The organism is Streptomyces sp. NRRL F-5122, from assembly GCF_001507435.1.
GTDB classification, from domain to species: domain Bacteria; phylum Actinomycetota; class Actinomycetes; order Streptomycetales; family Streptomycetaceae; genus Streptomyces; species Streptomyces lannensis.
In genome coordinates this window covers 127571-141884 of sequence record NZ_LMWH01000302.1, presented here as the reverse complement: position 1 = coordinate 141884, position 14314 = coordinate 127571, and the positions used below count along the sequence as shown (strand labels likewise).

Annotated in this window: 10 protein-coding genes; 4 read left to right on the top strand and 6 right to left on the bottom strand. The window is 71.7% G+C overall.

Annotated features, from left to right (window positions below; genetic code table 11):
* Positions 1-143: 143 nt before the first annotated feature.
* Genes ADL25_RS44170 through ssd form a run of 4 tightly spaced genes read right to left on the bottom strand, consistent with a single transcriptional unit; the run spans position 144 to position 4287 of the window.
* Positions 144-1058: a type II secretion system F family protein gene (locus ADL25_RS44170; RefSeq protein WP_059133610.1), complete on the bottom strand. Its 915-nt coding sequence runs from the start codon at positions 1056-1058 to the stop codon at positions 144-146.
* Positions 1055-1909, bottom strand: a complete 855-nt coding sequence (locus ADL25_RS44165) for a type II secretion system F family protein (RefSeq protein ID WP_199839316.1) — start codon at positions 1907-1909, stop codon at positions 1055-1057. The genes ADL25_RS44170 and ADL25_RS44165 overlap by 4 nt, the downstream gene beginning before the upstream one ends.
* 2 nt (positions 1910-1911) lie before the next feature.
* Positions 1912-3192: a TadA family conjugal transfer-associated ATPase gene (locus tag ADL25_RS44160; protein ID WP_416070634.1), complete on the bottom strand. Its 1281-nt coding sequence runs from the start codon at positions 3190-3192 to the stop codon at positions 1912-1914.
* Between the two features lie 3 nt (positions 3193-3195).
* Positions 3196-4287 carry a septum site-determining protein Ssd gene (ssd, locus tag ADL25_RS44155; RefSeq protein ID WP_059133689.1) on the bottom strand — a complete coding sequence of 364 codons (1092 nt, stop codon included), beginning with the start codon at positions 4285-4287 and terminating at the stop codon, positions 3196-3198.
* 582 nt (positions 4288-4869) lie between these two features.
* Between ssd and ADL25_RS44150 the strand changes: the two genes are divergently transcribed.
* Positions 4870-5694 (top strand): HAD family hydrolase, encoded by an 825-nt coding sequence (locus ADL25_RS44150; RefSeq protein WP_059133608.1) that lies wholly within the window; start codon positions 4870-4872, stop codon positions 5692-5694.
* 397 nt (positions 5695-6091) lie between these two features.
* On the opposite strand, the gene ADL25_RS44145 is transcribed toward ADL25_RS44150, so the two are convergent.
* Positions 6092-6916 carry a hypothetical protein gene (locus ADL25_RS44145; protein ID WP_059133607.1) on the bottom strand — a complete coding sequence of 275 codons (825 nt, stop codon included), beginning with the start codon at positions 6914-6916 and terminating at the stop codon, positions 6092-6094.
* 101 nt (positions 6917-7017) lie between these two features.
* Between ADL25_RS44145 and ADL25_RS44140 the strand changes: the two genes are divergently transcribed.
* Complete coding sequence (locus ADL25_RS44140; RefSeq protein ID WP_059133606.1) at positions 7018-7998, top strand: ATP-binding protein; 981 nt, start codon at positions 7018-7020, stop codon at positions 7996-7998.
* Positions 7999-8017: 19 nt separating this feature from the next.
* Here the strand turns inward: ADL25_RS44140 and ADL25_RS44135 are convergent, their stop codons facing one another.
* Positions 8018-9280 carry a hypothetical protein gene (locus ADL25_RS44135; RefSeq protein ID WP_059133605.1) on the bottom strand — a complete coding sequence of 421 codons (1263 nt, stop codon included), beginning with the start codon at positions 9278-9280 and terminating at the stop codon, positions 8018-8020.
* Between the two features lie 328 nt (positions 9281-9608).
* On the opposite strand from ADL25_RS44135, the gene ADL25_RS44130 reads away from it, so the two are divergent.
* Entirely contained in the window at positions 9609-11990 is a 2382-nt protein-coding gene (locus ADL25_RS44130; RefSeq protein WP_059133604.1) for a SulP family inorganic anion transporter, read from the top strand.
* A gap of 286 nt (positions 11991-12276) precedes the next feature.
* Positions 12277-14274, top strand: coding sequence for an acetate--CoA ligase (gene acs / locus ADL25_RS44125; protein WP_181923122.1), 1998 nt, complete (start codon positions 12277-12279; stop codon positions 14272-14274).
* The last annotated feature ends 40 nt before the right edge of the window (positions 14275-14314 follow it).

The following is a 14314-nucleotide window of genomic DNA, read 5'->3' as shown; positions in this document are numbered from 1 at the left end:
TTCTCGTCCGTCGATCTGTCCGATCCGGTTCGCCGGAATCGGTCTGCTTGTGTTGATCTGCTTTTTTGGTCTGCCTGTATCGGTCTGCTGATGTCGGTCTGCTGATGTCGGTCTCGTTCGTTCGGTTCGTCAGGTCCGGTCCGTCATCGGCCACCTCCTCCCAGCAGCCCTCCCGCGAGCCCGATCACCACGGGAAGCACCCCGACCGCGATGAACGCGGGCAGGAAGCACAGACCCACCGGAGCGGTGACCATGACCCCCGCCCGGCGCGCCCGCGCCGTCGCCGTCCGGCCCCACTCGGCGCGGGCCTCGGCAGCGAGCCGGCCGACCGGCGCGGCCGCCGGCGCGCCGGAGTCACCCGCCCGTTCCAGGAGTCGCGCCAGCGGCGCGGCGCCGGGGAGGGATGCCAGCCGCCGCCATGCGTCGGCCGGTTCTGCCCCGAGCCGCACTTCGGCCGCGCCCCGCGCCAGCCGCTCGCCGACCGGTCCCTCCAGTGCTTCACCCACCGCCTGTGCGGCCGCCACGGGGGTCGCACCGGCCGCGATGCACGCCGCCAGCAGATCGGCCGCCGACGGAAGCCGACGGGCCGCCACGGCGGGGTTGTACTCCTCCGCGAGCCGGTCGGCTTCCTGCCGGTCCCGCCATCGCCTCACACCGAGCCCGACGACCAGACCCGCCACCGGTCCGCCGAATCCGCCGAGCAGCACCCAGCCGGCGCACAGCGCCCCCGCGACGGGCAGCCACCGCCGCGCGGTGTCCCGCGCGTCGCCCCGCCGGCCTGCGGCACCCGGAGCCCCCGTCGACAGTTCCCCCGCCGCGGCACCCGGCGCCCCGGTCCATCGGCCGACCGGCCCGGCACCCGCCGCGCGTCCCCACCCGGCCACCAACAAGGACGCCGGGGTCCGCCGCACCTCGGCCGGGCCGCCCGCCCCCAGCACCGCGGTCAGCCGACGCCGCGCCCGACGCTCACGCCGCGCCGCTGCCATCAGGCGCATCGCCCACCACAGCGCCGCCACCCCACACAGCACCCCCAGCCTGTGGACAAGGCCGACGCTCATGCCGCCTCCGCTCCGCGCACGATCCGCATGGCCCACCACAGCCCCGCCCCTTCCAGAACACCGCCCACCAGGAGACAGCCGAGGCCCGCACCGGTGTGCAGCAGCACATGCAGCGGGCGTGCGCCCAGCAGGGTGCCGAGCAGCAGGCCGAGGACAGGCAGCCCCGCGAGAAGTACCGCCGTCGACCGGGCACCCGCCAACTGGGCACGGAGGTCATCCCGTTGATCACGCTCGGCGCGAAGAGCGCCCTCCAGCCGATCCAGTCCGGCGGCCAGTCCCGCCCCCCGGTCCACGGCCACCCGCCAGCACGCGGCCAGCCCGGACAACCCGTCGGCCCCGGGCTGTCGTGCCGCGGCCGCGAGCGCGCCCGGCACATCGCCGCCGAACCGCGCGGCCGCCAGCACCTGTGCCTGCGCTCCGCCGAGGCCGCCCGCGTCCCGCGCCGCTGACAGCAGTGCCTCGCCCGGCTGACGGCCCGCACGCACCTCCCCGGCGAGCGCCCCGCACAACGCGATCACGGCAGCGCCACGCGCTTCCCGCACCTTCCGTGCCTCGCGTGCCCGCCGCACCCGGCGCAGCAGCGGCACCCCGACCACCCCGGCCGCCAGCGGCAGGGCGGAAGCACCGAGCACCGCGATCAGCACACCCCCGACGACCGACCACCATTCGGCCGGCAACCGGCGCACCCGTGCCAAGGCCCGCTCCCAGTGCGGCGGACCGATCCCCGCCGTCGGACCGCCGTCCGCGAACAGCGATCGGGCACGACGCGCCCGCTTGCCCGAGCCGCTCATCAGCCAGGCCGCCGCCCCGGCACACGCCGGCCCGACGGCGAGTGACATCTGACCGATCATCGTCACCACACCTCATCTCCGTCACTCGAGCCGCTTTCGTCCCTTCCGTGCCGGAGCAGTTCCCTCAGTCGCTCCCAGCCCCGCTCCCGCGTGAATGCCTCCCGGCCCCATCTCAGAGCGGGCACCGTCACCACGAGCCCCGACGCGTCCCGCTCCAGCACATGCACCTCCGCGATACGGCGGCGCCCGCTCCGGTCCCGCACGAGATGGAGGACCACTGACAGCGCGGCCGCCAACTGGCTGTGCAGCGCCGCCCGGTCCAGACCCGCCGCGGTGCCCAGCGCCTCCAGCCGTGCGGGCACCTGGGCCGCCGCGTTCGCGTGGAGAGTGCCGCACCCGCCCTCGTGGCCCGTGTTCAGCGCCGCAAGCAGCGACACCACCTCGGGCCCGCGGACCTCGCCGACGACCAGCCGGTCGGGGCGCATCCGCAGCGCCTGCCGCACCAGGTCCTGGAGCTCCACCAGCCCCACGCCCTCCTGGTTCGCGGGCCGTCCCTCGAGGCGCACCACATGGGGGTGCTCGGGCCGCAGCTCCGCCGAGTCCTCGGCCAACACGATCCGCTCCGACGGCCCCACCACGCCCAGCAGCGCGCTCAGCAGGGTGGTCTTCCCCGTGCCGGTCCCGCCGCTGATCACATAGGAGAGCCGGGAGGCGATCAGCGCCCGCAACACCCGGTCCCCGCCCGGCGGCACCGTCCCCTCCGCCACCAGTTCGTCGAGGGTGAACGCCCGCGGACGCACGACCCTCAGCGACAGGCACGTGCAACCGACGGCGACCGGCGGGAGCACCGCGTGCAGCCGCGTCCCGTCGGGCAGGCGGGCGTCGACCCACGGTCTGGCGTCGTCGAGCCGCCGCCCGGCCACCGCGGCGAGGCGCTGCGCAAGGCGTCGCACCGCCGCGGCGTCCGGAAAGGACACATCCGTCAATTCCAGTCCGCCGCCCCGGTCCACCCACACCCGGTCGGGTGCCGAGACCAGGACGTCGGTAACGGAGGGATCGGCGAGCAACGGCTCCAGAGGGCCGCTGCCGACCAGTTCCGAGCGCAACTGCCGGGCCGCTCCCAGCACTTCCGCGTCGCCGAGCACCCGCCCCTGCTCGCGCAGCGCCTGTGCCACGCGCGCGGGGGTCGGCTCGGCCCCGCTCTCGGCCAGCCACTGGCGCACTCCGTCGAGCAGCCGCGTCCGTTCGCCGAGCACGGCCGCACGCTCGGCGCCCTCAGCCAGCTCCGGACCGAGTACCGTGCCGCGATCCGCCGCGGTCCTCCGGGTCCATCCCGCCTCCATGGATCAGTCACCCGCCTCGGCCGAGGCCCGCTGCCAGAAGGCCGAGCAGAACCGGGCGAGCGGCCCCCGCGCCGCTCCCCCGGGCGGTGCGCAACCATCGCGCGGGGTGTCCTCGGAGGGCACCTCGCCGACCAGCGGCAGTCCCATCAGCCGCGCCACCTCGCGGTCGTCGAGGCCGGGCGCGAACGGCCCCCGTACCGCGATCCGCAGATCGCCCAGGACCATGCCGACGGCCGACGCCACCCGCCGCGCGGCCGCGACGGCGCGCAGTTCGGCCGGGACGACCAGCACCCCGACGTCCACCTGGGCGAGCACTTCGGCGACACCCTCGTCGACGCGGCGGGGCAGGTCGACGACGACCGCTCCGCCGCGCCGTCTGGCCGCGGCGAGGACCGCGCGCACCGCCTGGGGCGGGACCGCCACGGTGTCGCCGCGGTCCCAGCTCAGCACCCGCAGGGCATGCAGCTTCGGCAGGGACTCCTCCAGGGCACCGCCCCCGACGCGGCCCCGCGAGGCGGCGAACGCGGGCCAGCGCAGCCCTTCGGCGGTCTCGCCACCGAGGAGTACGTCGAGTCCGCCGCCCAGGGGATCCGCGTCCACCAGCAGCGTGCGCCTGCCCTCGCGCGCCGAGGTGACGGCCAGGGCGCAGGCGAGCGTGGACGCTCCGGCCCCGCCGCGGCCACCGATCACGCCCACGGTGAGCGCGGGCCGTCCGACGCCCTCGGCGACGTCGGCGATGCGGTCGACGAGCCACTGCTCACCGTCCGGCAGGACCAGGACGTGGTCCGCGCCGATCTCGACGGCGCGCCGCCAGACACCTGGATCGTCCTGATCCCGCCCGACCAGCACCACTCCGCGTCTGCGCGCGGCCCCGCGCACACGGCGTGCCGCGTCGTCGCCGACGAGGACGAGAGGAGCCGCCTCCCAGCTGCCCCGGTGCGCCGGCACCCCCGGATGGACCTCCGGTCTGGCGCCCGCGGCCGCGCACAGGCGCAGCAGGTCGTCGAGGAGTTCGGCGTCCTCGGTGACGATCAGCGGCCCGCTCCGCCGCCCTTCCACGACGGTCGACCCGTCGTGCGCAATGGCTCCCGCCACGATCTCCAGCCCCCTTCGCTGCTTCTTCCGCGCGGTCCGCCGGGCCCACTGCGGCCCCGCGCTTCCCGCTCGTGTGAAGAACCGGCAACCGGTCTCCATATGAACGGCCGATACGAACCGGCCAAACGCGCCCGGCAAACCGAACCGGCCATGAACTCGCCTCCGGTGGACGCGCTGGAATCACGGTGCGGGTGATCCTGGAAATCGTGTGGATCTTGGTCGATAACTGTGGACGACTCAACGGTTGTGAATATCGCCGTCACTCAAACGGACGAGGCCCGGGAAACCTCCTCAGCGCACTCGATCCACTACACGCCGTGACGAATCATGGGCATGGAGAAGCGGAGCCCGCCGCACCGCAGCAGGGGCCCGAGATCACACGGAGAAGGACGAAAAACCCACCCGGACATGCGACGACCCCCGCCGGGGGGGAGAGCGGGGGTCGTCCCCACGGCCGACTCGGGGGGGGAGGAGTCGGACCGGGTTAGCACGGTCGCGAACGATCCGTGACTTCCATGGTGTACCCGAGAGGCCTCTCAGGCAAACCCACGCGCCACACCTTACGCCGAATGGTGGGCGCCTATGCTCGGGCCCGTGGAAAACCACTCCTTGCCCCGCACAGCGGCCTTCTTTGACCTGGACAAGACGGTCATTGCGAAGTCGAGCACACTCACCTTCAGCAAGTCCTTCTACCAAGGGGGGCTGATCAACCGCAGGGCTGCGTTGCGTACCGCATACGCGCAGTTCGTGTTCCTCGCGGGCGGCGCCGACCACGACCAGATGGAGCGGATGCGCGAGTACCTGTCCGCGATGTGCCGCGGCTGGAACGTCCAACAGGTCAAGGAGATCGTCGCCGAGACCCTGCACGACCTGATCGACCCGATCATCTACGACGAGGCCGCCTCCCTCATCGAGGAGCACCACACCGCCGGACGCGACGTCGTGATCGTGTCCACGTCGGGCGCGGAGGTCGTCGAACCGATCGGCGAACTGCTGGGCGCGGACCGCGTGGTGGCCACCCGTATGGTCGTGGGCGCCGACGGCTGCTTCACCGGCGAGGTGGAGTACTACGCGTACGGGCCGACGAAGGCGGAGGCGATCAGAGAGCTCGCCGAGACCGAGCGGTACGACCTCGCGCGCTGTTATGCGTACAGCGACTCGGTGACCGATCTGCCCATGCTGGAGTCGGTCGGCCATCCGCACGCCGTGAATCCGGACCGGACCCTGCGGCGCGAGGCGCTCGCCCGCGGCTGGCCGATTCTGGACTTCCACCGCCCGGTCCGGCTCAAGCAGCGGCTGTCGGTGCCTCCGCGGCCCGCGTTGCTCGCGATGGCGGCCATAGGCGCTGCCGCCGCCACGGCGGGGCTCGTCTGGTACACCAGTCGGCGCCGCGCTTCGGCCGTGTGAATCGGCGGCAGGTGCGTCGACTTCGCATCGGCGCCCGATTCATGCCCATTTGAACGTGAAAGTAAAGAAGTGCAGCCGGGGGTTCCGCATGGCCCGGGGCTGGAGTACAAAAGGATTTAGTGGCCCGCGAGACCAAAGGACATCCGAAGGGATCACCTTTAAGAAACGCAATTGGCCCCACGGACCCAGCATGAACACGGAGCACCCACGCGACGTCGACCCGTCGATTACGGGCCAGCCGCACCAGGTGACGGGCAGAAGTTCCCGACCTGATGGGCGACACTTCGAGGACGCCTGGTAACCCTGTGAGCATGCCAGCGGCGGTACGAGCCTTCGTACCGCCGCAACCATGTGCAGGGGCCGTGCAGGACCGTCGGGGACCGGGTCCTGCACGCCGCTAGGCCGCTCCGCGCTGCAGCGCCTCGCAGACCGCGGTCGACTCGCGCACTCCCAGTTCGACGGCCTTCCCGCAGTGGGCGATCCACGCCGCCATGCCTTGGGGGGTGCCGGACGCATAACCGTCGAGGGCGGCGGCATAGGCCGCGGGCCCGAGTTCGGCGTGGCCGACCTCGGCGGAGCAGATCGCCTTGGGATCGAGACCGCTGCCCACGAGGACGATGCGCTGGGCCGCGCGCGCGACAAGGCCGTTGTGCGATCCGAAGGGGCGCAGGGCGAGCAGCTCGCCGTGCACCACGGCCGCGGTCACCAGGGCCGGGGCCGAGCCTCCGGCGATGATCAGCTCGGTGAGGCCTTCCAGACGGCCGGCGACCTCGGACGCGCCCGGCAGCGGCAGTTCCACGAGCGGCTCGTCGACCGGCTCGCCGTCCTGCCGCGGACGCCCCACTCGGGGGTCGTCCGCCGCGGCCGCCACCAGGTGCAGACGCGCCAGCACCCGCAGCGGCGACTGCCGCCAGATGGAGAGCAGTTGCCCTGCCTCTGCGGTCAGCCGCAGGGCCGCACCGACGGTGCGGGCGCCGTCGTCGCCGCTGAAGTCGGTGCGCCTGCGCACCTCTTCCAGAGCCCAGTCGGCCCCGGACAGGGCCGCCGAGCCACGCGCTCCGCGCAGCGCCGCCTCGGAGGTGACCTCGTTGCTGCGGCGCCGCATGACCCGGTGTCCATAGACCCGGTCCACGGCCTTGCGCACGGATTCCACGGACTCGGCCACCCCGGGCAGTGTCCCCAGGGCCGCTAGCGGATCGGCGGTCGCACCTGTCGTACTCATGAGTACGACACTACGCACCTCCGTGCCCCCTCCTTCGATGGAGTGGTCTTCTTCATAGAGTGCTGCCACTCACAGCAATCATGCGATTACTGTTGGTGAACATGAAAATTGCTTTCGTCGGGAAGGGCGGCAGCGGCAAGACGACCCTGTCCTCCCTCTTCATCCGCCATCTCGCCGCCGCGGGGGCGACCGTCGTCGCCGTCGACGCCGACATCAATCAGCACCTGGGCGCCGCGCTCGGACTCGAGGAGGACGAGGCCGCCGCGCTGCCGGCCATGGGCGACCGGCTGGGGCTGATCAAGGACTATCTGCGCGGCTGCAATCCCCGGATCGCCTCCGCTGACACGATGATCAAGACCACACCGCCCGGCGAGGGCTCACGGCTGCTGCGGGTGCGGGAGGACAACCCGGTGTACGACGCCTGCGCGCGCCCGGTGGAGCTCGGCGGCGGCGCCGTCCGCCTGATGGTCACGGGGCCTTTCACGGACGCCGACCTGGGGGTCGCCTGCTACCACTCCAAGACGGGAGCGGTGGAACTCTGCCTCAACCACCTGGTGGACGGCCAGGACGAGTACGTGGTGGTCGACATGACGGCGGGGTCGGACTCCTTCGCCTCCGGGATGTTCACCCGCTTCGACATGACGTTCCTCGTCGCCGAGCCGACCCGGAAGGGGGTCTCCGTCTACCGCCAGTACAAGGAGTACGCCCGTGACTTCGGGGTCGCCCTGAAGGTCGTGGGAAACAAGGTGCAGGGCCAGGACGACTTCGATTTCCTCCGCACCGAGGTCGGCGACGACCTGCTGGTGACGGTCGGTCATTCGGACTGGGTGCGCTCCATGGAGAAGGGGCGTCCACCGCGGTTCGAACTGCTGGAGGACGCCAACCGCCGTTCCCTGCACACGCTTCGGGCCGCCGCGGACGCCATGTACGAGGTGCGCGACTGGCAGCGCTACACACGGCAGATGGTGCACTTCCACCTGAAGAACGCGGCGAGTTGGGGCAACGAACGCACCGGGACCGATCTGGCGGCGCAGATCGACCCGGGGTTCGTCCTGAACGAGGGTCTGGCGGCCGCCGTGTGAGCGCTGTCCGGTCCGGGGCCTACGGTCGCACCGACGGGGAGTGCGGGGCGCCGCCGGGTGCCGCCGGGACGGGGGAGGCACCCAGGAAGGACCCCCATCCCTCCGCCGGGCCCCGGCCGACCTGGAGTGTGCGGAGCTTCTCCAGGACCCGCGGGTCCTGCGCCTCGAGCCAGTCCACGAGCCGGCGGAAGGAGACACAACGCACCTCGGGCCGGGTGCAGACGCGTTCGACCACCTCCTGGACGGCACGCATATAGGTGCTGCCGTTCCAGGACTCGAAGTGGTTGCCGATGACGAGGGGCGCCCGATTTCCGCCGTACGCCCGCTCGAAGCCCTGCAGCAGACCGTCCCGCAGCTGATCCCCCCACGCGTCGAACTTGTCGGGGTCCCCCTGGCCGCGGGTCCCGGACTGGCCGGTCATGAAGTCGTAGTCCATGGCCAACTGGTCCACGCCGTGCCCGGGAAAGGGCACGAGCTGCATGGGCAGGTCCCACAGGCCGCCCTGCTTCCTGGGCCATAGCTGCCGGCCGATACCGGAGGAGTCGTAGCGGAAGCCCAGCTCCCGGGCGGTCCTCACGAAGTTCTGCCGCCCCTCCAGGCACGGGGTGCGGGCTCCGATGAGCTCCTTGTCGTAGTCGAAGGGCAGCGGAGGCTCCTTCGTCAGGCCGGAATTGGTCTTCCAGGACTTCACGAACGCCTTCGCCTGGGTGACCTCGTCCTTCCAGTCCTCCACCGACCACTGACCGACACCGCCCCTGCCGCGACAGAAGTGGCCGTTGAAATGTGTGCCGATCTCATTGCCGTCCAGCCAGGCCAGCCGCAGCTGCTCGGCGGTCTCCTTGACGCCCTTCCTGTCGTTGAAGCCGATCGCCGAACGGCCCGGCGGGTGTCCCGGCGGCCTGTACAGGACGCGCTTGTCCTGCGGAAGCATGTACACGCCGCTCAGGAAGTAGGTCATCGTCGCGTTGTTGGCCTTGGCCACCTTGCGGAAGTACGAGAACAGCCTCCGGTCGTCCTCTCCCGCCCCGTCCCAGGAGAAGACCACGAACTGCGGGGGCGCGTGGCCGGGCGCGAGCCGGTCGGGCCGCGGCAGATGGGGCTGGGCGCCGGTGTAGGAAGTGGAGCCGTCGCCGATCAGGCGGACCGCACTGCCCGGGGCATGGGCTCCGAGCAGTCTTCGCGCGCCGTCGCCGGGACGGGGTGCGCCGAAGGAGCACCCGGCGAGCGCGGCGCCGGCCCCGGCCAGGGCGACACCCGCCGCGATCCTCCGGGTGGCGGTCATCTCGGCCCACCTTCTTCCTTCAGCCGGGGCCACGCCGATCAGGTGCGGACGAATCACGCAGCGACGCGTGCGGCCCGGCCAAGGTCACACGGGATACTGCCGAAATTTGTATGACAAGCCGATGAGGCTAGTGATTCACCCCACTGGGTGACGTAATGATCTATTTGCTCTCCTATAGAAGAAGTTTTCCTTTACCTCGCATTACGGTTCATTTACCGAGTGTTGAGATCCCGCCGCTGTACGCCGTGACCCACGGCCGCGCCCGACCCGGGTCCCCGCCGGGGACCACCAGTTCCGCGACCGCGCCACACCGGAGGAGACGGGAACCATGCCCGCCTGCGTCCCTGCCCGCGCCGCCGACTCGACTCGGCCGAAGCGTGCGCACCAGCCCCACAGTCCCCCGCCGACCCCACCCCGCCGCTTCCGTATCGCGGGTGCCGACGTGTCGGCCTCGATCGCGGTCTTTCTGATCGCCCTCCCCCTGTCCCTCGGAATCGCCCTCGCCACCGGCGCCCCGCTGCAGTCCGGCCTCGTGGCCGCGGCCGTCGGCGGCATCGTCGTCGGATGGCTCGGCGGCTCCCCGCTCCAGGTCAGCGGGCCCGCCGCCGGTCTCACCGTGGTCACCGCCGACCTCATCCACCGCTACGGATGGCGTACGACATGCGCCATCACGGTCCTCGCCGGACTCGCCCAACTGGGCCTAGGCTGCCTGCGCGTGGCACGTACGGCGCTCGCCGTCAGCCCCGCGATCGTGCACGGCATGCTCGCCGGTATCGGCGTCACCATCGCCGTCGCGCAGCTGCACATCGTGCTCGGCGGTACCCCGCAGAGCGCCGTCCTCGACAATCTCACCGCGCTGCCCGCCCAGTTGGCCCGCCTGCAACCGGCCGCGGTCTCGATGAGCGTGCTGACCCTGACCCTCCTGCTGGCCTGGCCGCGGCTTCCCGGACGTGCGGGACAGCTCCTGCGCAGGATCCCCGCCGCGCTCGTCGCCGTCGCCGGGGCCACCGTGACCGCCTCGTTCGCCGGGCTCACCCTGCCCAAGGTCGAGCTGCCGTCCTGGCGCAGCCACGCGCTTGCCGGACTGCCCGAGGGCCCCGTGCTCGGCATCGCCGCCGCCGTCCTCACCATCACGCTGGTGTGCAGCGTCCAGTCGCTGCTCGGCGCGGTCGCGGTGGACAAGCTGGCGGCCGGGCGCCACCCTCACATGGGCCGTTCCGACCTGGACCGCGAGCTGCTCGGGCAGGGCGCCGCGAACATCGTCTCGGGGACACTGGGCGGGCTGCCGCTCGCGGGCGTGGCCGTCCGGAGTTCGGCCAATGTGCAGGCCGGCGCGATCAGCCGGAACTCCACGATGCTGCACGGCGTCTGGGTGGTGGCGGCCGCACTGGTGATGGTCCCGCTGCTCGAGCTGATCCCTCTCGCCTCGCTCGCCGCCCTGGTGATGGCCGTGGGCATCCAGATGGTGTCCCTGCACCACATCCGCACGGTCACCCGCCACCGAGAGGTACTGGTCTACGTCGTCACCACGCTCGGCGTCGTCTTCCTGGGCGTTCTGCAGGGCGTGGCGCTGGGGGTCGCCGCCGCCGTGGGCGTCGCCCTGCACCGACTCGCCCGCACCCGTATCACGAACGAGGAGCGTAGTGGGGTTCATCTCGTACGCGTCCGGGGCCAGTTGACGTTCCTCGCGGTGCCCCGGCTCACCCGTGCCCTGCACCTGGTGCCCGCATGGGCGGACGCCGTCGTGGAGCTCGACGGGTCGTTCATGGACCACGCCGCGTACGAGACGCTGCAGGACTGGCAGCGCACACATCGCGCGCGCGGTGGCACGATCGCCCTCACCGGCCGAGCGGGAACGCCCATCACGATGCCGTCGCCGGACTCCCCCGCGCGCACCGGGAACCGAGGACCGACGGAGGCGTCCACCTGTCGGTGCAGGCCCTGGACACCGTGGCGCAACCACCAGTGCGAGCAGCCGGCGGCGGCGCCGCCCGAGGGTGATCCGGGTGAGCCGGACGGCGGATCGGGACCGAGCGGGGGACAACTCGCGCGCGGCATCAGCGCCTTCCAGCGGAACACCGCTCCGCTGGTGCGCGGCGAGCTGGCCCGGCTGGCGCGCGAGGGCCAGCGGCCGTCGCAGCTCTTTCTGACCTGCGCCGACTCGCGGCTCGTGACATCGATGATCACCTCCAGCGGACCCGGCGACCTCTTCGTCGTCCGCAATGTCGGCAACCTGGTGCCCCTGCCCGGCGAGGAGAGCGGGGACGACTCGGTGGGGGCCGCCATCGAGTACGCCGTGGACGTGCTGAAGGTGCGCTCCATCACGGTGTGCGGGCACTCCGGGTGCGGCGCGATGCAGGCGCTGATCGGTTCCGGGGCGAACGGAGGGAACACCCCTCTGCGGCGCTGGTTGCGACACGGCCGGCCGGGCCTGGAGCGGATGGCCGACACGGGACGCCCGCTCCCCCGGATCGCCGGGCGGCAGCCCGCCGACGCGATCGAGCAGCTGTGTCTGACCAACGTGGTGCAGCAGTTGGAGCACCTGCGGGAGCACGAGTCCGTGGCCCGGGCGCTCGCTGAGAACGCGCTCGAACTGCACGGGATGTACTTCCACGTCGGCGAGGCGCAGGCGTATCTGCTCGAGCCGTCCGAAGAGGGCGGTGTCTTCGGGCAGGTGGCGGCGGCCGGGGAGGTGCGCAGCCCCGCGTGACGGAGCATGCGGTGCGGGGTCCGGCCACCGGGCCCCGCACCGTCATGTCCGGACCGGACGGCTGCGCCCGGCCGCGGGGCCGTCGTCCTGCCCGCCGCACGGGTCGTACGCCGGTGATCTGCACGATGCGCCGCCTTCCGTCCCGGGCGGCAGGTGCGAACATCACCGGATGAACCAGGCCGGCGATGCATACGTGACCTCAGGTGACCTGGTCGATGACAGCCCGCAACAGGTCTAAACCAATTTCCGGTCGGCCCTTGTCACCGAGCCCCCGGTCTGATGAGCTGTGGCACGGGACACAACGGACACCCTGGGAAAGGGAGATGTCGTGAGCAACGAAAGCCTGGCCAACCTGCTCAAGGAAGAGCGCAGGTTCGCGCCCCCCGCCGACCTGGCCGCGGGCGCCAACGTCACGGCGGAGGCGTACGAGCAGGCCAAGGCTGACAGGCTCGGCTTCTGGGCCGCGCAGGCCCGGCGGCTGACCTGGGCCGTGGAGCCCACCGAGACCCTCGACTGGACGAACCCGCCCTTCGCCAAGTGGTTCAAGGACGGCAAGCTCAACGTCGCGTACAACTGCGTCGACCGGCACGTCGAGGCCGGCCACGGCGACCGCGTCGCGATCCACTTCGAGGGCGAGCCCGGCGACAGCCGCGCCATCACCTACGCCGAGCTCAAGGACGAGGTCTCCAGGGCCGCGAACGCCCTGCTGGAGCTGGGGGTCCAGAAGGGCGACCGGGTCGCCGTCTACATGCCGATGATCCCCGAGACCGCGGTCGCGATGCTGGCCTGCGCCCGCATCGGAGCCGCGCACTCCGTCGTCTTCGGCGGCTTCTCGGCCGACGCCCTCGCCACCCGCATCAAGGACGCCGACGCCAAGGTCGTCATCACCTCCGACGGCGGCTACCGCCGCGGCAAGCCGTCCGCGCTCAAGCCGGCCGTCGACGACGCGATCGAGCGCGTGGACAACGTCGAGCACGTGCTCGTCGTGCGCCGCACGGACCAGGAGGTCGCCTGGACCGAGGGCCGCGATGTGTGGTGGCACGAGATCGTCGAGCGGCAGTCCGCGGAGCACACGCCCGAGGCGTTCGATGCCGAGCACCCGCTGTTCATCCTGTACACGTCCGGGACGACGGGTAAGCCCAAGGGCATCCTGCACACCTCCGGCGGCTACCTCACCCAGGCGTCCTACACGCACCATGCCGTCTTCGACCTCAAGCCCGAGACCGACGTGTACTGGTGCACCGCGGACGTCGGCTGGGTCACCGGGCACTCGTACATCGTGTACGGGCCGCTGGCGAACGGCGCGACCCAGGTCATGTACGAGGGCACGCCCGACACCCCGCACCAGGGCCGGTTCTGGGAGATCGTGCAGAAGTACGGGGTCACGATCCTGTACACGGCGCCGACGGCGATCCGGACGTTCATGAAGTGGGGCGACGACATCCCCGCGAAGTTCGACCTGAGCAGCCTGCGCGTGCTCGGTTCCGTCGGTGAGCCGATCAACCCAGAGGCATGGATCTGGTACCGCAAGCACATCGGCGCCGACCGTACGCCGATCGTGGACACCTGGTGGCAGACCGAGACCGGCGCGATGATGATCTCGCCGCTGCCGGGCGTCACGGAGACCAAGCCCGGGTCGGCACAGCGGGCGCTGCCGGGCATCTCCGCCACCGTGGTCGACGACGAGGCGAACGAGGTGCCGAACGGCGGCGGTGGCTACCTCGTGCTCACCGAGCCGTGGCCGTCGATGCTGCGCACCATCTGGGGTGACGACCAGCGGTTCATCGACACGTACTGGTCGCGCTTCGAGGGCAAGTACTTCGCCGGGGACGGCGCGAAGAAGGACGACGACGGGGACATCTGGCTCCTCGGCCGCGTCGACGACGTGATGCTCGTCTCCGGCCACAACATCTCGACCACGGAGGTCGAGTCCGCGCTGGTGTCGCACCCGGCGGTCGCGGAAGCGGCGGTCGTGGGAGCGGCGGACGAGACGACGGGTCAGGCGATCGTGGCCTTCGTGATCCTGCGGGGCACGGCGTCCGAGGACGAGAACCTGGTCGCCGAGCTGCGCAACCACGTCGGTGCGACGCTCGGGCCGATCGCCAAGCCGAAGCGGATCCTTCCGGTGGGCGAGCTGCCGAAGACCCGGTCCGGCAAGATCATGCGGCGGCTGCTGCGTGACGTCGCCGAGAACCGTCAGCTCGGAGACGTCACGACGCTGACCGACTCCACCGTCATGGACCTGATCCAGGCGAAGCTGCCCGCGGCGCCCAGCGAGGACTGAGCAGTCCGTCCCACTGCGCCCGAAGGAGCCCCGGCGGCGC

What these genes read in the sequence shown, in the direction of transcription:
- ADL25_RS44165 (WP_199839316.1), bottom strand. Translation starts at nt 1,909, where the DNA reads ATGATCGGTCAGATGTCACTCGCCGTCGGGCCGGCGTGTGCCGGGGCG.
- ADL25_RS44150 (WP_059133608.1), top strand. Translation starts at nt 4,870, where the DNA reads ATGCTCGGGCCCGTGGAAAACCACTCCTTGCCCCGCACAGCGGCCTTC.
- ADL25_RS44135 (WP_059133605.1), bottom strand. Translation starts at nt 9,280, where the DNA reads ATGACCGCCACCCGGAGGATCGCGGCGGGTGTCGCCCTGGCCGGGGCC.
- ADL25_RS44170 (WP_059133610.1), bottom strand. Translation starts at nt 1,058, where the DNA reads ATGAGCGTCGGCCTTGTCCACAGGCTGGGGGTGCTGTGTGGGGTGGCG.
- ADL25_RS44140 (WP_059133606.1), top strand. Translation starts at nt 7,018, where the DNA reads ATGAAAATTGCTTTCGTCGGGAAGGGCGGCAGCGGCAAGACGACCCTG.
- ADL25_RS44160 (WP_416070634.1), bottom strand. Translation starts at nt 3,192, where the DNA reads ATGGAGGCGGGATGGACCCGGAGGACCGCGGCGGATCGCGGCACGGTA.
- ADL25_RS44145 (WP_059133607.1), bottom strand. Translation starts at nt 6,916, where the DNA reads ATGAGTACGACAGGTGCGACCGCCGATCCGCTAGCGGCCCTGGGGACA.
- ADL25_RS44130 (WP_059133604.1), top strand. Translation starts at nt 9,609, where the DNA reads ATGCCCGCCTGCGTCCCTGCCCGCGCCGCCGACTCGACTCGGCCGAAG.